General features: G+C 67.7%; 13 protein-coding genes and 1 pseudogene. 7 read left to right on the top strand and 7 right to left on the bottom strand.

Annotation, left to right across the window (positions count from 1 at the left end; all coding sequences use genetic code 11):
- Nucleotides 1-109: 109 nt before the first annotated feature.
- Both A5695_RS16670 and A5695_RS16665 read right to left on the bottom strand, forming a co-directional pair.
- Nucleotides 110-1108: an ABC transporter substrate-binding protein gene (locus tag A5695_RS16670; RefSeq protein WP_068084257.1), complete on the bottom strand. Its 999-nt coding sequence runs from the start codon at nucleotides 1106-1108 to the stop codon at nucleotides 110-112.
- Between the two features lie 56 nt (nucleotides 1109-1164).
- Nucleotides 1165-1749 (bottom strand): TetR family transcriptional regulator, encoded by a 585-nt coding sequence (locus tag A5695_RS16665; RefSeq protein WP_068084254.1) that lies wholly within the window; start codon nucleotides 1747-1749, stop codon nucleotides 1165-1167.
- Nucleotides 1750-1878: 129 nt separating this feature from the next.
- On the opposite strand from A5695_RS16665, the gene A5695_RS16660 reads away from it, so the two are divergent.
- The gene (locus A5695_RS16660; RefSeq protein ID WP_068084251.1) at nucleotides 1879-3288 is read left to right on the top strand and encodes an MFS transporter; all 1410 of its coding nucleotides are present in this window, start codon (nucleotides 1879-1881) and stop codon (nucleotides 3286-3288) included.
- A gap of 6 nt (nucleotides 3289-3294) precedes the next feature.
- On the opposite strand, the gene A5695_RS16655 is transcribed toward A5695_RS16660, so the two are convergent.
- Nucleotides 3295-4551, bottom strand: a complete 1257-nt coding sequence (locus A5695_RS16655; RefSeq protein WP_068084248.1) for a DNA polymerase domain-containing protein — start codon at nucleotides 4549-4551, stop codon at nucleotides 3295-3297.
- 58 nt (nucleotides 4552-4609) lie between these two features.
- Between A5695_RS16655 and fadD2 the strand changes: the two genes are divergently transcribed.
- Nucleotides 4610-6289 (top strand): long-chain-fatty-acid--CoA ligase FadD2, encoded by a 1680-nt coding sequence (gene fadD2 / locus A5695_RS16650; RefSeq protein WP_068084245.1) that lies wholly within the window; start codon nucleotides 4610-4612, stop codon nucleotides 6287-6289.
- Between the two features lie 82 nt (nucleotides 6290-6371).
- Here fadD2 and A5695_RS16645 read toward each other — a convergent pair whose 3' ends face one another.
- Entirely contained in the window at nucleotides 6372-6734 is a 363-nt protein-coding gene (locus A5695_RS16645; RefSeq protein ID WP_068084242.1) for an ATPase, read from the bottom strand.
- A gap of 478 nt (nucleotides 6735-7212) precedes the next feature.
- On the opposite strand from A5695_RS16645, the gene A5695_RS28640 reads away from it, so the two are divergent.
- Nucleotides 7213-7527, top strand: a complete 315-nt coding sequence (locus A5695_RS28640) for a hypothetical protein (RefSeq protein WP_156749702.1) — start codon at nucleotides 7213-7215, stop codon at nucleotides 7525-7527.
- Nucleotides 7528-7673: 146 nt separating this feature from the next.
- Here the strand turns inward: A5695_RS28640 and A5695_RS16640 are convergent, their stop codons facing one another.
- Together A5695_RS16640 and A5695_RS16635 are read right to left on the bottom strand one after the other, a co-directional pair.
- Nucleotides 7674-9875, bottom strand: a complete 2202-nt coding sequence (locus A5695_RS16640) for an acyl-CoA dehydrogenase (protein WP_068084240.1) — start codon at nucleotides 9873-9875, stop codon at nucleotides 7674-7676.
- A gap of 100 nt (nucleotides 9876-9975) precedes the next feature.
- On the bottom strand, nucleotides 9976-11109 hold the full coding sequence (locus A5695_RS16635) for an alpha/beta hydrolase (RefSeq protein WP_068084236.1): 1134 nt from the start codon (nucleotides 11107-11109) through the stop codon (nucleotides 9976-9978).
- Nucleotides 11110-11219: 110 nt separating this feature from the next.
- Here A5695_RS16635 and A5695_RS16630 point away from each other — a divergent pair, with 110 nt between their 5' ends.
- Together A5695_RS16630 and A5695_RS16625 are read left to right on the top strand one after the other, a co-directional pair.
- Nucleotides 11220-11801: a VOC family protein gene (locus tag A5695_RS16630; RefSeq protein WP_068084234.1), complete on the top strand. Its 582-nt coding sequence runs from the start codon at nucleotides 11220-11222 to the stop codon at nucleotides 11799-11801.
- Nucleotides 11801-12349 carry a hypothetical protein gene (locus tag A5695_RS16625; protein ID WP_068084231.1) on the top strand — a complete coding sequence of 183 codons (549 nt, stop codon included), beginning with the start codon at nucleotides 11801-11803 and terminating at the stop codon, nucleotides 12347-12349. The genes A5695_RS16630 and A5695_RS16625 overlap by 1 nt, the downstream gene beginning before the upstream one ends.
- Nucleotides 12350-12562: 213 nt before the next feature.
- On the opposite strand, the gene A5695_RS16620 is transcribed toward A5695_RS16625, so the two are convergent.
- On the bottom strand, nucleotides 12563-13225 hold the full coding sequence (locus A5695_RS16620; RefSeq protein ID WP_068084227.1) for a TetR/AcrR family transcriptional regulator: 663 nt from the start codon (nucleotides 13223-13225) through the stop codon (nucleotides 12563-12565).
- A gap of 84 nt (nucleotides 13226-13309) precedes the next feature.
- Between A5695_RS16620 and A5695_RS16615 the strand changes: the two genes are divergently transcribed.
- Both A5695_RS16615 and A5695_RS30330 read left to right on the top strand, forming a co-directional pair.
- Nucleotides 13310-14227 (top strand): oxygenase MpaB family protein, encoded by a 918-nt coding sequence (locus A5695_RS16615; RefSeq protein WP_068084224.1) that lies wholly within the window; start codon nucleotides 13310-13312, stop codon nucleotides 14225-14227.
- A 92-nt stretch (nucleotides 14228-14319) separates the two neighbouring features.
- Nucleotides 14320-15802 (top strand): annotated as a pseudogene (locus A5695_RS30330) (PPE family protein); the annotation flags it as partial.

Below are 15802 nucleotides of genomic sequence, written 5' to 3'. Positions count from 1 at the left end.
TCGACGGTAACCCCGCCGGCTCGGGCCGGGCGAGGGGCGAGCGAGGGATTTTCGAACACTGCCAGAGCTGCCTTAGCAAACGCTCAAACGCCGCGGGGCCGACCGGGATCTAACCAAGGATCTTGCTTAGCAGCGGCGGCAGCTGGTCGGCGACCAGCGGGTAGCTCAAGGGCGAGGCGAAGGCGATCGCGCCGGCCTGCTCCTTGGTGGTGAAGATGTGCCGGCTCTCCGCGGTGGCCTGAGAGGCCGCCACGTCCGGGTCGGCGAGCAACGCCTTCTGGTCGTCAGGGCTCTCGGTGGTCCAGATGATGACGTCGGCGGAGTCGAGCACCGCCTTGACCTGATCGCGCGGGATGACGGCGCGGTCATCCGTACCGAAAGACCGGATGCTGTCGGCGATCACGAGTCCCATCTGGTTCAGGAAGTCCGTGCGCCAGCCGGCCATGGTCGCGACGACGGTGCCCTGCCAGCGCGTGCCCTCCATCAGCAACGCCTTCCTGCCCGTCCAGGCCGGGTGTTCCTTGCCGACGGCGGTGAACTTCTGGTCGACCGCGTCGATCAGCGACTTCATCTGGTCGGCCTGGAACACCGCCCGGCCGACCGCGGTGGCCTGCTCCTTCCACGGCTCGAAGAAGGCGTCGCCGTCCGACTGCGGCACGGTCGGGGCGATCGCGGACAGCTTCTGATAGGTGTCGGCGTCCACCCCGGCGTTGGCGGCCACGATCAGGTCGGGTTTGAGGCCGGCGATCTGGTCGATAGGAATCCCGTTGTCGAGGTTCAGCACCACCGGCTGCGCCCCACCGAGCTTGGGCTGGGCCCACGGCCACACCGCGAATGGCTGATCACCGAACCAGTTGGCAACGGCGATGGGTACCACGCCGACCGCGAGCAGGTCGTCCTGCTCGGTGTAGCCGGCGCTGACCACCCGCTTGGGCGGTTCCTTGATGACCGTCTGACCGAAGAGGTGGTTGATGGTCACCGATTTGCCGGCGGAGTTGTCCGACGACGGATTGCCTGACGAGCACGCGGCCGGAGCCCCGGCGACCGCAGCGACCGTCGTAGCCCCTGCGAGCTGCAAGAATCCCCGGCGATTCCAACCCTGTCGCATCGCGTGAGATTAGCGCGTCCGGTGCCCGCGACGCCCGTCGCCGCGCGGTTGCCCGCTCAGCCCAGCGGCATGCCGGCGTCCAGGAAGTCCAGCGCCCGATAAATGGTGTCGGCCGTTTTCGGCGCGCTGTCGTAGGCCGCCATCATGGCGCCGACCATCGCACCCACAAACACCCGGACCTCGAAATTCGTTGCGGGACAGCCGATCCGGCGACCAATCGCCTCCGCCATGACATTCACGGTGCGGTGGTACTCGTCGTAGAGGGCGGCTTTGAGCTCGGGTATCGAGAAGATCAGCCGCTGGCGGGTGTTCTCGAACTCCTGTTGCTCGGCCGACAGGCCGGCCATCGTGGTGGCGTAGGCCCGCCGAATGGCCTGGCTCGGCGAAAGTTCGGGCGGCTGGGCATCGAACGCGGCCAGTATCAGCGGATCGAGGTCGTCGGCCAGCAGCAGCGACTCCTTGGACCCGAAGTAACGGAAGAACGTGCTGGGGGACACCTCGGCGGCCTCGGCGATCTGCTCGACCGTGGTGGTGGCGTAGCCGTTCGCCTCGAACAGGCGGAACGCCTCGCGCCGCAGGGCATGGCGGGTCTTGATCTTCTTGCGTTCCCGCAGCCCCAGGGGCTGGTCAGTCGCCGTCATGCGGCAATTCTCCCGCATACGGGGGGCCAAAAGATCTGACAGGCGGCGAACCGCCGTTGCGAGGTCCACGTAGCTCCGCCGTAACTGCGCCCACGCAGACCGGTAACAGAGCTTCCATAACGTTGGGGCGTGACTACGACTTCTGCAGATCCGACGGCTGCGGGCCTTGCGCCCGCGCCCACGCGCCCGCACCGGGGCAGCCACTGGATCGACGACTGGCGGCCCGAGGACCCCGAGTTCTGGGAGACGACGGGCAAGTCGATCGCCCGGCGCAACCTGATCTTCTCGATCTTCGCCGAGCACGTCGGGTTCAGCGTGTGGATGTTGTGGAGCATCGTGGTGGTCCAGATGACCGCGGGGCCCCACGGTCACCCGTCCGCGTCCGGCTGGGCGTTGACCGCGAGCCAGGCGCTGTGCCTGGTCGCCGTGCCCAGTGGCGTCGGCGCGCTTCTGCGCCTGCCCTACACCTTCGCGGTCCCGATCTTCGGCGGGCGCAACTGGACCACCATCTCGGCGGCGCTGCTGCTGATCCCGTGCGGGCTGCTGGCCTGGGCGGTCGGGCATCCCGGGCTCTCGTTCGGCGTCCTGGTCGCGATCGCCGCGACCGCCGGCTTCGGCGGTGGCAACTTCGCCTCGTCGATGGCCAACATCTCCTTCTTCTATCCGGAGAAGAACAAGGGCTGGGCGCTGGGCCTGAACGCGGCCGGAGGCAACATCGGCGTCGCGGTGGTGCAGAAAATCATCCCGCCCATCGTCGTCGCCGGGGGCGGCGTGGCGCTGTCGCGGGCCGGCCTGTTCTACGTGCCGCTGGCCGTGGTGGCCGCCGGGTGCGCGTTTCTGTTCATGAACAACCTGTCGGAGGCGAAGGCAGACGTGAAGCCCGTGTGGCAGTCGCTGCGGCACCCCGACACCTGGGTCATGTCGCTGCTCTACATCGGCACGTTCGGATCGTTCATCGGCTACTCGGCGGCCTTCCCGACCCTGCTCAAGACGGTGTTCGGCCGCGGCGATATCGCGTTGACCTGGGCTTTCATCGGCGCGGGCATCGGCTCGATCATCCGGCCCCTGGGCGGCAAGCTGGCCGACCGGGTCGGTGGGGCGCGCATCACCGCCGCCAGCTTCGTCATGCTCGCGGCTGGCGCCTCGGTGGCGCTGTGGTCGGTGAACGTCAAGAACCTGCCGCTATTCTTTGCCAGCTTCATGTTCGTGTTCGTCGCGACCGGCATCGGCAACGGCTCGACATACCGGATGATCTCGCGGATCTTCGTGATCAAGGGCCAGCTGGCCGGCGGGGACCCGGACACCATGGCGCACATGCGCCGCCAGGCCGCGGGCGCGCTCGGCGTCATCTCGGCGGTGGGCGCCTTCGGCGGGTTCGTCGTGCCGCTGGCCTACGCCTGGTCGAGGTCGCAGTTCGGCAGCATCGAGCCGGCGCTGCGGTTCTACGTGGGCTTCTTCCTCGCCCTGCTGGTGGTCACCTGGTACTGCTACCTGCGCAAGGGCAACGATTCCAACGCGCTGGCGCGGGTCGGGGTGTAGCCGGGTTCAGCTCGACGGCTTCTGCTTGCCGCCGTAGCCCTCCCATGGGCTGTAGTCGGCGATCAGCTCCTCCTGCGGCGGTCGCCGATCGGCGGGCACGTTCTGCAGGTTGATCCGGATGCGGTACCAGATCGAACTCGGCCCGCGCATGCCGTCGACGAGGACGTCGGCCGGCTGCAGCAGGCGTGACGCGTCGGGGTGGCGACCGCGCCAGGTGTCTAGCGCGGCCAACGCCTCGTCCTTGGTCTTGGTGCGCGCGATCTCGATAAGCGGCTTGGAGGAGACCCGCCCGCCTTCGGTGCGTGTCCCCGAGCCTTTGGGCGCCCGCTCCGGCGGCCCCATCTCCTCGGCCAGCATCAGCAGCCGACTCAGGTCCCCGACCGCGTCGTCCATTCCCTCCCACGGATCGCCCATGTCGGCGAGTCGGCGGGGCACGGTCTCGATGGTGAACGCCTCGGGCTTGCAGCCGGCGACTTCCTGCCACAGCAGCGGCGTCGACACCCGGGCGTCCGGTGTCGCGCGAACCGAATACGCCGACGCGACCGTGCGGTCCTTGGCGTTCTGGTTGAAGTCGACGAACACCCCCTCGCGCTCCTCCTTCCACCAGCGGCTGGTCGCCGCGTCGGGCACCCGCCGCTCGACCTCTCGGGCCACGGTCTGCGCGGCGAGCCGCACCTGCCGGAACTCCCAGCGCGGGGCGATCCGGGCGTAGATGTGAAAACCGCGCGACCCAGATGTCTTCGGCCAGGCGACCAGGCCGTGATCCTCCAGCACCTCGCGCGCCACCAGTGCCACCTCGACGATCCGCTGCCAGGACACCCCGGGCATCGGATCCAGGTCGACCCGCAACTCGTCGGGGTGATCCAGGTCGTCGGCGCGCACCGGGTGCGGATTGAGGTCGACGCATCCCAGGTTGATCGCCCACACCAGGCCGGCGGCGTCGTGGATGACGGCCTCCGCGGCAGACGTGCCGCGCGCGTAGTGCAGTTCGGCGACGTCGACGTAGTCGGGCCGGTTCTTCGGGGCCCGCTTCTGAAACACCGCCTCTTCCCCGATGCCCTTCACGAAACGCTTGAGGATCATTGGCCGGCCGGCCACCCCGCGCGACGCGCCGTCGGCCACGGACAGGTAGTAGCGGACCAGGTCCAACTTGGTGACCGGCCCCTTGCCGGCGTGGGCCTCGAAGACCACCTTGTCGGGATGGGTGATCGCGACCCGGCGGCCGGCCACTTCCAGTGACGCCGGACCGCTCATGTTCATCATCGTAAGTCGATGGGTACTTACCCCTCGGAATGCGACGGACGTCACATAGGGTGGATTCATGCCTAATCTGATCGGCCTGCCCGGGCAGGCGGTTGCCAAGGTCCAGCAATACCTGGAGCGCGGTTCAGCCGAATTGCACTACGTGCGCAAGGTCTTCGAAGCGGGCGCCTTCAGGTTGGAGCCGCCGCAGAACTACGTCGCGATGGCCAACGACATCTACAAGTGGGGCGAGTTCGGCATGCTCCCGTCGCTGAATGCCAGACGCCATCCCGACCGGGCCGCGTGCATCGACGAGGACGGTGAGTTTTCCTTCAAACAGCTCGACGAGGCAGCCCACGCGGTGGCTAACGGCCTGATCGAGATGGGTGTGAAGGGCGGTGACGGCGTCGCGATCCTCGCCCGCAACACCCGCTGGTTCCTGATCGCCTACTTCGGCGCCGCCCGGGTCGGCGCCCGCGTCATCCTGCTCAACAGCGAATTCTCCGGCCCGCAAATCAAAGAGGTCTCGGAGCGCGAGGGCGCCAAGCTGATCATCTACGACGACGAGTACACCAAGGCCGTCAGCAAGGCCGAGCCGGAAATCGGCTTCCTGCGCGCGCTGGGCACCAACCCCGACGCGGACGAGCCGTCGGGCAGCAAGGACGAAACGCTGGCCGACCTGATCGAGCGCAGCAGCAAAGAACCCGCCCCCAAGGCGAGCAAGCACTCGTCGATCATCATCCTGACCAGCGGCACCACCGGGACGCCGAAGGGCGCGAACCGCAGCAGCCCACCGACGCTGGCGCCGATCGGGGGCATCCTGTCGCACGTGCCGTTCAAGGCCAACGAGGTGACCTCGCTGCCCGCCCCGATGTTCCATGCGCTGGGTTTTCTGCACGGCACCATCGCGATGTTCCTCGGATCGACGCTTGTCCTGCGGCGCAAGTTCAAGCCGCCGCTGGTGCTCGAGGACATCGAGAAGTACAAGGTGACCGCGATGGTCGTCGTGCCAGTGATGCTGTCGCGCATCCTCGACGCCGTCGAGAAGATGGACTCCAAGCCTGACCTGTCCAGCCTGAAGATCGTGTTCATCTCCGGGTCACAGCTGGGCGCCGAGCTCGCCAGCCGAGCGCTCAAGGACCTGGGCCCGGTGATCTACAACATGTACGGATCGACCGAGATCGCGTTCGCGACGATCGCTGGGCCGAAGGACCTGGAGAAGAACGCGGCGACGGTCGGCCCGGTGGTCAAGGGCGTGAAGGTCAAGATCCTCGACGACAACGGCAAGGAGCGGCCGCAGGGCGAGGTCGGCCGGATTTTCGTCGGAAACGCGTTCCCGTTCGAGGGCTATACCGGGGGCGGGCACAAGCAGATCATCGACGGCCTGATGTCGTCCGGCGACGTCGGTTACTTCGACGAGGACGGTCTGCTGTACGTCAGCGGCCGCGACGACGAGATGATCGTCTCCGGTGGCGAGAACGTGTTCCCCGCCGAGGTCGAGGACCTGATCAGCGGGCACCCGGAGGTGGTCGAGGCGACGGCGATCGGCGTCGAGGACAAGGAATGGGGCCACCGGCTGCGCGCGTTCGTCGTCAAGAAGGACGGCTCCGACGTCGACGAGGACACCATCAAGGGATACGTCCGCGATCACCTGGCCCGTTACAAGGTGCCGCGCGAGGTGGTCTTCCTCGATGAGCTGCCGCGCAACCCTACGGGCAAGATCCTCAAGCGCGAGCTGCGTGAGATGGAGGTCGACTGATTTCTCCGCGGCGCCTGGCCGAACGTGCGGATCGCTGAGTGGTTTTTCCGCGCCGCGTGCACGCTCGGAGGTGGCCCCCGGGTCAGCGCCGGTCTTTGATGGCCCGGGTGATCTGCGCCGCGAGCTTGGGGTCGACCAGAAGCTGGTCGATGAGCGCGGTCAGGACCTCCTGCCCCGTCACCCTGGCGACGCCCAGGCGGTCGGCCGCCTCCCGCTGCCAGATGTCGAGCGCGCGGTGGGTGGCCGCCGGCAGGTCGACGGTACGGCGCGTCCGTTGAACCCGCCCGGCCTGGTTCGCCGCCGGCTGGCCGACCCTCCGTTGGGGGCCTTGCCCCCCAAGCCCCATGAGGCGCTCGGTTGGCGCGGAGTCCCCCGCCGGGGTGGCCGATGACCCGGGCCGAAACGTTCCCGCGCCGGGTCCGATGTGGCTGGGATTGAAGTTCACTGTGGCTGCCGTCCTCCGAATGAGTGGCCAATCAGTAAATCAGCGCTCGAGTGTGTCAATACTGATTCTTCCACCGACGACCCCGCAAGTCGCGACGCCGGGCCGTGGACGATGGTGGGCACCGCTACGGTGGTCATACCAGCAAATCCGGCTAAATAGCTGAGTGCGCCGTAGTTCGCGACATGGCACGGCATTTATCGCGCACTGTGGCGGCGTGAATGATGCGCATTTCATCCACTCAGCCGATGCGGATAATCGCAAACCAGTATGTCAGTAGATCGCGTTCTAGCTGCGCAAATAAAACGTCAGTGAATCAGTAGCCGCAATAATACTGAGGTAAGCAAATCATCCAAGCCAACGGAATGTGACGGCAATTGTTACGTAATTCACAGGACTTTTTGCGTGTGCCGACGTTGTTTGCCGGGAAACATCTAGCTATCGTTTTGTTTGTCGGTATCAGATCCTGGAAGGAGCTCTCGTGACGATCTCCCTATGCTCGCTGCGCGGCGCCGCCGTGGGCGCGGTCGGTGCATCGGCGGTGGCCGCAGCGCTGCTGCTGGGCGGCAGCCCCGCGGCCCAGGCTGCCCCGGCACCAGGTTTCGACACCCGCTTCACCACCGCCGGCCCCCACGGTGCGCCCGGCGGGCCCGGCATCATCCCTGACCGTCCAGGCGGGGGTCATGGCGGTCATGGATGGGGTGGCCACGGATGGGGCGGGGGAGGCCACCCCGGATGGGGTTCGGGCAACCGCGGATTCTGGGCCCCCGGTCACTGGTGGAACTGGTGGTGGTGAACCACCCTTCCGTGGCAACCGGTCAACCTCGACGTGCCGATCCACTTATAGGTTGACCGGCCCACGGGATGGGGGGGAAACCATGCCGGCCTGACCACCCCTCAGGTCGGCATGGCCCCTCTCCGTGGCGAAAGCCCTAGCAGCAGTTAGGGATCGCGAGGAAGGCCGAGTAGCCGTTCGGCGATGATGTTCAGCTGCACCTCGGAGGTGCCGCCGTAGATGGTGGTAGCGCGGCTCGCCAGCAGGTGCTCGCCCCATTTGCCGGGCAGTTCGGCCGGGTCGCCGATGGCGGCGTCGGTGCCGAACGACGAAACCGCGAACTCCGCGTATCCCTGGCCGGTGCGCATCGACAACAGCTTGGAGATGGCGGCCGACGGCATGGCATCCCGGCCGGCCAGCGTCAACAGCGTCGAGCGCAGATTGAGCACCTTGGCGGCGTGGCCCTCGGCGATCAACTGACCGGCGCGGTGCTGGGCGACCGGGTCGAACTGGCCGTCACGAACGAACTCGACGAACTGGGCCAGGGTAGCCAGGAAGTTCGCTTCGCTGCTACCGATCGAAACCCGTTCCGCCGTAAGGGTATTGCGGCTGACCTCCCAACCTCGGTTGACCTCACCGAGGACGCACTCGTCGGGTACGAACACGTCGTCGATGTAGACGGTGTTGAACAGCGCGTTTCCGGTGAGCTCGCGCAGCGGCTTCACCTCGACACCCTCGCTGTTCATGTCCAGCAGGAAGTAGGTGATGCCGTTGTGCTTGGGCGCGCTGGGGTCCGTTCTCGCCAGCAGCGCTCCCCATTGGGAGTGTTGCGCCGCCGTCGTCCAGATCTTCTGGCCGGTGATGCGCCAGCCGCCGTCCGTCCGGGTCGCCTTTGTGCTCAGCCCCGCCAGGTCCGAGCCGGCGCCCGGCTCGGAGAACAGCTGGCACCAGATCATCTCGTCGCGGAAGGTCGGCGGCAGGAACCGTTGCTTTTGCTCCTCGGTCCCGAAGGCGACGATCGAGGGGATGATCCAGGTCGCGATGCCCAGCTGTGGGCGCTTGACCCGGCCGGTGGTGAATTCCTGAGCGATGATGATCTGCTCGACCGGACCGGCGGCGCGGCCCCACGGTTTCGGTAGATAGGGCAGCGCCCAGCCGCCCTCGGCGATGGCGACCTTGCGCTTGTCGCGCTCCATCGCCTTCAACGCGCCCACTTCGGCCCGGATCTGCTCGCGCAGTTTCTCGGTGTCGGGGTCGAGGTCGATGTCGACCGCCCGCAGGCCGGTGCTGGTGGCGGTGTGCACCACCTTCTGCGGGTACGCCGACCCGCGGCCGAAGGAGGCGGCCAGGATCAGTGCGCGACGGTAATACACGCCTGTGTCGTGCTCCCAGGTGAAGCCGATCCCCCCGTGCACCTGGATGCAATCCTGTGCGCACCGTTGCGCGGCGGCGGGCGCCAGCGTCGCCGCGACGGCCGCCGCGAACTCGACGTGGGAACCGGTTACGTCCCAACCGTTTTCGCGCGCTTCGTCGATGGCGCGGGCGGCGTCCCACACCGCGGCGGTGGCTCGCTCGGTGTCCGCGATCATCTCGGCGCACTTGTGTTTGATGGCCTGGAACTGGCCGATCGGCCTACCAAACTGCTCACGGATCTTGGCGTACTGCGACGCCGTGTCGGTCGCCCAGCGCGCCACCCCGATAGCCTCGGCGGACAGCAGCGTCGTCATCAGCGCGTGCGCCGTGGCCATGCTCAGGTTGCACAATGCGGCGTCGGCGCCGATCTCGACGGCGTTGGCCCGCACGTGGGCGACGGGGCGCAGCGGGTCAACGCTTTGCACGGGCTCGATCTCGAGTTCCTCGGCGCGCACCACCACCCACTCTTCGCCGCTGTCGATCGCGACCGGCAGCACCAGCACGGAGGCCTGCGCCGCCGCGGGAACCGCTCGGACCTCGCCGCGCAGCACCAGCGTGTCGCCCTGGCGCGTGGCGGTCAGCCCACAGCAATCCAACGCGTAGGCGGCGATGGCGGCCCCCGACGCCAATTCGGAGAGCACCTTCGCGCTCGGGTCGTCGGCGGCGATCAGGGCACTGGCGATCGCGGACGGCACAAAGGGCCCGGGCACCGCGCCGTAACCGAACTCCGCTAGCACGACGGCCAATTCGAGGATGCCGAAACCCTGCCCGCCCACGGACTCGGCGAGGTGCAGACCCTGCAGGCCTTGTTCGGCGGCGGCCCGCCAGTACGGCGGCGGATTGTCGATGGGCGTTTCCATCGCCGCGTGCAACGATTCGGATGGCGCGATGCGCGCGACGAACGACCGCACCGAATCGGCCAGGTCTTGATGCTCAGGAGTGATAGCGATCGGCATTGGTCGCCTTCCCATGCTTTCGAGTTCTGTCTGGGCCAAGCACCTTCCAAACTAACAACCGGTCGGTTGGTTGACCATGGGGGTCACCGGGTGGCGGCTGTCAGCGAAACCGCTTGGTGATCCACCTGGTGATCAGGTCGGCCTGCTCGCCGCGGGCGCCAGGAGTGGTGAAGTAGTGGTCGGAGTCGATCGACGCCTGCGACTTGTCGGCGCTGGCGAGCGCGGTGTAAATCCGTTGGGCGTCGGACGGAAAGACGCCGGTGTCGGCCTCGGCGTTGATCACCAACGCGGGGCAGCTGATTCGGGACAGGTGCGGCTCGGCACGGGTCTGCGCGACCCGCAGGCTCCACATGCCCAACCAGCTGCGCAGGGTGCAGGCCGCGGCGATGCCGTGCGCGGAGCGGTTCGCCTTCGCCGGGCGCCCGGCATAACACGAGTTCGGTTGACGCTTCGTCGGCTCGATACCGGGGTCCACCATGCGCGGATCGGCCCACGTGCGCATGACGCTGAACGGGCGGTCGGAAAAGCCCGCCGCGCGAACGCGTTTGAGCTCCGTCTCGGCCCAGTCGGTGATGGCATGGTTGCGCGCGGTTTGCGCGCGCCGGTAGCGGTCGAGGAACTCCGTCGAATACGGCGGTCCGTTGCGGTCGTTGAACAGGTCCAGGTCGGCGTCGGTGGCCACGGGATCGCTCTCGTCGATGACGGCGGCGTCCATCCAGGCCGTCAAAACGTCGGGTCGGCCGGGATGGGCGGCGGCGGCCACGTACCCGTCCGCGGCGGGCAACTCGGTCAGGCCCGCCGCGGGCCGCATCCCGTCCAGCGGGGTCACGTTCGGTTCCACCGCTTGCGACTGATATGCGGCCATCAGCGACCCACCACCCGAGTTGCCAAGCAGCACAACCGTTTCCACTCCCTGTACCTCGCGCAACCAGCGCACCCCGACGCCGATGTCGACCAGCGCGTGATCCAGCAGGAAGCTGCTTTCGAAGCCACGGAACCGGGTGTTCCAGCCGAGGAAGCCGACGCCGCGGGTGGCCATGTAGTCGGCGAGGTAGTGCTCGCAGAAGTCGATCTGATAGTGCGTGGCGATCATCGCCACCTTCGGTTTGCGGCCCACCCCGCGGTGGTAGAGCCCCTGGCAAGGATGTCCACCCGCCCCGGCGCGTCCGGCGGTGCGCGACGGTAGCCCGACGAACTCGCGGACAACCCCTGCGGCACCGATGTGAGGAGTCATTTCTGCGGCCCTGTTGGCATTCGACATCTCGAAAGAAAACTCCTGCTGATGTTAGATTCAGAATCACATCTTGGCCAGGATTCCAGCCGGGGACCGAGGGGAGTCGCGCGATGATCAAGCCGCGAAACACCAACACGGAATTTGAACTCGGGGGAATCAACCACGTCGCGCTGGTGTGTTCGGACATGGCCCGCACCGTGGACTTCTACACCAACATCCTCGGCATGCCGTTGATCAAGTCGCTCGACCTGCCCGGTGGCTCCGGCCAGCACTTCTTCTTCGACGCCGGCAACGGTGACTGCGTGGCATTCTTCTGGTTCGCCAACGCCCCCGACCGGGTGCCGGGGATCTCGTCGCCGGGCGCCATCCCCGGCATCGGCGACATCACCAGCGCGGTGAGTACCATGAACCACCTGGCATTCCACGTGCCGGCCGAGAAGTTCGACGCCTACCGCCAGCGGCTCAAGGACAAAGGTGTGCGGGTCGGCCCGGTGCTGAATCATGACGAGAGCCCGATGCAGGTGTCCGCGACTGTGCACGCCGGGGTGTACGTCCGGTCGTTCTACTTCCAGGACCCCGATGGCATTACCCTCGAATTCGCTTGCTGGGTCAAGGAATTCGATTCCAGTGATGCGCAGGCCGTACCCCGCACCGCGGTGGACCGCCGACCTTCGGTGGCCGCCGGTCGCTGATGACCGACGGCATCCTGACCGACGCGCAGATCGCCGCCCTGACTCCCGAGCAGCGTCGGCAGCTCATCTCGCGGCTGGAACAACCCGTGAGCGACGTCATCGACCCGCTCTTCCTGGCCCGCGTGCGACGCATCCGACTGAGCCTGATGAGCGGTGGCTCGGCGGTGATGATCCCGTGGCTGGGATATCTGTCCACGACGCTGCCGGAGAACTACGTCGCGCACAACTGGCCCCTTACCTGGGTTGGCTTCGACGTGTTGTTGATGGCGTTCATGGTGGCGACCGCGCTCCTCGGCTACCTGCGTCGTCAGGTGCTGATTCCGGCCGCGTTCACCACCGGGGTGCTCCTGGTGTGCGACGCGTGGTTCGACCTGATGACCGCGGGCCCCAACGACCTCTGGCTGTCGATGGCCACCAGGCTGCTGATCGAGCTGCCACTCGCGGCCTTCATGGTCATCAGCGCGCTGCGGCTGATGCGACTGACCATGGAGCGATTTTGGTTGCTGGATCCCGGGATGCGGTTGTGGGATCTTCCGCTATTGCCGTGAGGCGGTGCGGGTTTGGCTTGCCGGGGGCTGCGCCGGGCCTCAACCGAAGGAAGAGAGGCAGGGCGTGCGGCCGAGTCTTTGTCTCGTTCTTGGCTTACGAGCTGAGCCGGCACAATTCCGAAGCCCATCTGCAGCAACACATTTCGAGCGCCCTGAGCGACTTCTCGCTCACCGGGCAGGTGGCGCACCACCTGCCCGGGGTGAGACCGCGCGTCAGGAGTCCGCGCGCGACTCGGTGAGTCCGTAGAGGTTGGGCTCGGCGAGCTCGTCGAGCAGGGCGGCCAGGTGATCGACGAGCTGCTCCGGTTCGAGGCGAACGTCGCCGGCGAGCCAGGCGCTGATAGTCTGCCCGACACCGCCGACCACGAAGTGCGCCGCGGCCTTGATGCGGTCGTTCGCCGGCACTCGCAGCACGTCTCCGACGTGCTGGCCGGACAGCATTGCGAACAGCGCACTGGATTCGGCGCGCTTGCGCACGATCACCGGATCGGCCAGCTGCGTGCTGAACAGCAGGCGCCCGAGGCGGGCGTCGTCGGCGATGGTGCGCACGATGTTGGCCATCCCCGCGCGCGTCTGCTCGTGCGCGGGTACCGCCGCCACCGCGGCCTGGGTGGTGGCGGCGAGCTCGGCGACCACCGAGTCGAACACGGCCGCCACGAATTCGTCCTTATCGGCGAAGCTTTCGTAGAAATACCGTGCCGCCAGGCCGGCCTGGCGGCACACGCCGCGGACCGTGACCGCGGAGATGATCTGCTGCTCCGCCCCGAGGAGCTCCAGGCCCGCGGCCAGCAGCCGATTGCGGCGCGTGGCCAGTCGCTGCGGCGCCTCGACGCCGCGATACGGCCGCGCGCCCGAGGTCTCGTTCATGCGAACCATCTTGACACCACGGCGTGGCCGCGACAATATCAGGAAACGATCGTTCGCACATTTTCGGGCGGCGCCGGGGTGAGGGGTTTGACCATGGCCATACACGAGGCTGTTCACCAGCCGGTCCGGCACGTCGAGCGCCCCGTCGCCGATGCCCCACGGCGATCCCCCGCACGGGGGGGCCGGCGCAGGCGGGCGCTGGGGATCGACGAGGGATTGATGGGTGTCGCGCTGTTGGCCGGCCCGGCGAACGTCGTCATGCAGTTGGCGCGCCCCGGTGTCGGCTACGGCGTCATGGAGAGTCGCGTCGAAAGCGGCCGGGTCGACCTGCATCCGATCAAGCGGGCGCGGACGACGTTCACGTATCTGGCCGTGGCGACCAACGGCAGCGATGCCCAGAAGGACGCCTTCCGCCGGGCGGTGAACCGGGCCCACGCGCAGGTTTACTCGACCCCCGAAAGTCCGGTGCGCTACCACGCTTTCGATCCCGACCTGCAGCTGTGGGTGGGGGCCTGCCTGTACAAGGGCGGGGTAGACATCTACCGGATGTTCGTCGGCGAGCTGGACGGCGAGAACGCCGATCGCCACTACCGCGAGGGCATGGCGCTGGCCACTACGTTGCAGGTGCCGCCGGAGATGTGGCCACCGGACCGCGCCGCGTTCGACCGGTATTGGCAGGAGTCGCTGGCCAAGGTTCACATCGACGACGCGGTGCGGGAGTACCTCTATCCGATCGCCGCGAGCCGGATCCCGGGGTTGACGCTGCCGCGCCGTCTGCAGCGCGCCTCCGACAGCTTGGCTCTGCTGATCACCACGGGCTTCTTGCCGCAGCGGTTCCGCGACGAGATGCGGCTGCCCTGGGACGCCGGCATGCAACGGCGCTTCGACCGGCTCATCGCGGCGCTCGCGCTGGTGAACCGGTGCTTGCCGCGGTTCATTCGGCGGTTTCCGTTCAATGTCCTGCTGGCCGACGTCGACCGCCGGATCAGGACGGGGCGCCCGTTGGTCTAGCGCGTTCGCGGCGCCGCCGCCGGCTTGATAACGGAAATCATTTTCATTAAGCTCTCCTCTGCCTGGTAAGACCTCCAGCCCGAGGAGTACCTATGACGGCGCCCATCTGGATGGCCTCGCCACCGGAAGTGCACTCCGCCTTGCTCAGCAGCGGCCCCGGCCCGGCGTCGCTGCTCGCGGCGGCGGCGGCATGGTCCCAACTGAGCACCGAATATGCTTCGGCCGCAGCGCAACTCACCGGCGTCCTGGCCGCGGCCCAGGCTGGTTCGTGGGAGGGGCCAAGCGCGGAATCGTATGTGGCCGCGCACGCGCCCTACCTGGCGTGGCTGGGTCAGGCCGGTGCGCACAGTGCGGCGGCCGCCGCTCAACACGAGACGGCCGCGGTCGCCTACACCGCGGCGCTGGCCGCCATGCCCACGCTGCCGGAACTCGCTGCCAACCACGCCGTCCACGGAGCGTTGGTGGCGACGAATTTCTTCGGCATCAATACGGTTCCGATCGCGGTCAACGAGGCCGATTACGCGCGGATGTGGGTACAGGCGGCCACCACCATGACCACCTACCAAGCGGTGTCCAGCGCGGCGGTGGAGTCGACGCCGCAAACCGACCCCGCGCCGACGATAGTGAAATCCGATGCCAGCACGCAAGATTCGGGCGGTATACACGACCCCACGATCGACAACCCGCTCGACGACTTCATCGCGAACATCCTGAGGAACCTCGGCATCAACTGGAACCCCGCACAGGGCACCGTCAACGGCTTGCCGTACGACGCCTATACCAATGCGGGAGACCCGCTCTTCTGGGTCGTTCGGGCGCTGGAATTGCTCGAGGATTTCCAGCAGTTCGGCTATTACCTGGTGCACAATCCGGCGCTGGCGTTCCAGTACATCGTCCAACTCATGCTGTTCGACTGGCCGACGCACATCCTCGAGATCTTCACCAGCCAGCCGGAATTGCTGGCCCCCGCGGTCCTGCTCGCGGCCGCCCCCTTCGGCGCTGTCGCCGGCTTCGCCGGGCTCGCGGGCCTGGCCGGCATGCCCCCGCCGGCCGTCGCACCGGCGCCGCTGCCGGCGCCCGCCCCGCCGCCCGGTCCGGCGCCGTTCTCCGATGCGATCGCCGTAGGATCGCCGGCCGGGGCGCCCCAATCCGGGTCGACGCCGACGTTGATGTCCGCGAACTCGTCACCGTGGTCGTGCCGCGTCGCGCGCCTGCGCCGTCGCGCCCTGGCCTGTCCGCGTGCGGCCGCGGCCGCTGCGGCCGCCGCGCTATCCGGTTCCGGCGCCTTTCTTTTGGCGCTGGAGCTGGCGCCGGTGCTCATCCCCGAGCCGGACCCGATGCCGGGTGGGGCGATGACGTAGGGCGGCGCGAAGCCCGCGGCGTGCGGCGGCGGCGGGGCGGGCGGTGCGGAACTGGCGACCGTCGTCGCGGTCGGAGCGGGTGCAGACACGGGGGCCGAGGCGGGAGCCGGGGCGGGCGCGACGCTGGTCGGTGCGATCGCCACGGCCGGCGATCCTACGGCGATCGCATCGGAGAACGGCGCCGGAACGCTCGGCTTCGCGGGCACCGGCTACC

It is taken from the genome of Mycobacterium sp. E1747, from assembly GCF_001667775.1.
Taxonomy (GTDB): domain Bacteria; phylum Actinomycetota; class Actinomycetes; order Mycobacteriales; family Mycobacteriaceae; genus Mycobacterium.
This window is presented reverse-complemented; position numbering and strand designations above follow the sequence as displayed.

What these genes read in the sequence shown, in the direction of transcription:
- A5695_RS16665 (WP_068084254.1), bottom strand. Translation starts at nt 1,749, where the DNA reads ATGACGGCGACTGACCAGCCCCTGGGGCTGCGGGAACGCAAGAAGATC.
- A5695_RS16670 (WP_068084257.1), bottom strand. Translation starts at nt 1,108, where the DNA reads ATGCGACAGGGTTGGAATCGCCGGGGATTCTTGCAGCTCGCAGGGGCT.
- A5695_RS16625 (WP_068084231.1), top strand. Translation starts at nt 11,801, where the DNA reads ATGACCGACGGCATCCTGACCGACGCGCAGATCGCCGCCCTGACTCCC.
- A5695_RS16635 (WP_068084236.1), bottom strand. Translation starts at nt 11,109, where the DNA reads ATGACTCCTCACATCGGTGCCGCAGGGGTTGTCCGCGAGTTCGTCGGG.
- A5695_RS16620 (WP_068084227.1), bottom strand. Translation starts at nt 13,225, where the DNA reads ATGGTTCGCATGAACGAGACCTCGGGCGCGCGGCCGTATCGCGGCGTC.
- A5695_RS16615 (WP_068084224.1), top strand. Translation starts at nt 13,310, where the DNA reads ATGGCCATACACGAGGCTGTTCACCAGCCGGTCCGGCACGTCGAGCGC.
- A5695_RS16655 (WP_068084248.1), bottom strand. Translation starts at nt 4,551, where the DNA reads ATGATGAACATGAGCGGTCCGGCGTCACTGGAAGTGGCCGGCCGCCGG.
- A5695_RS16640 (WP_068084240.1), bottom strand. Translation starts at nt 9,875, where the DNA reads ATGCCGATCGCTATCACTCCTGAGCATCAAGACCTGGCCGATTCGGTG.
- fadD2 (WP_068084245.1), top strand. Translation starts at nt 4,610, where the DNA reads ATGCCTAATCTGATCGGCCTGCCCGGGCAGGCGGTTGCCAAGGTCCAG.
- A5695_RS16630 (WP_068084234.1), top strand. Translation starts at nt 11,220, where the DNA reads ATGATCAAGCCGCGAAACACCAACACGGAATTTGAACTCGGGGGAATC.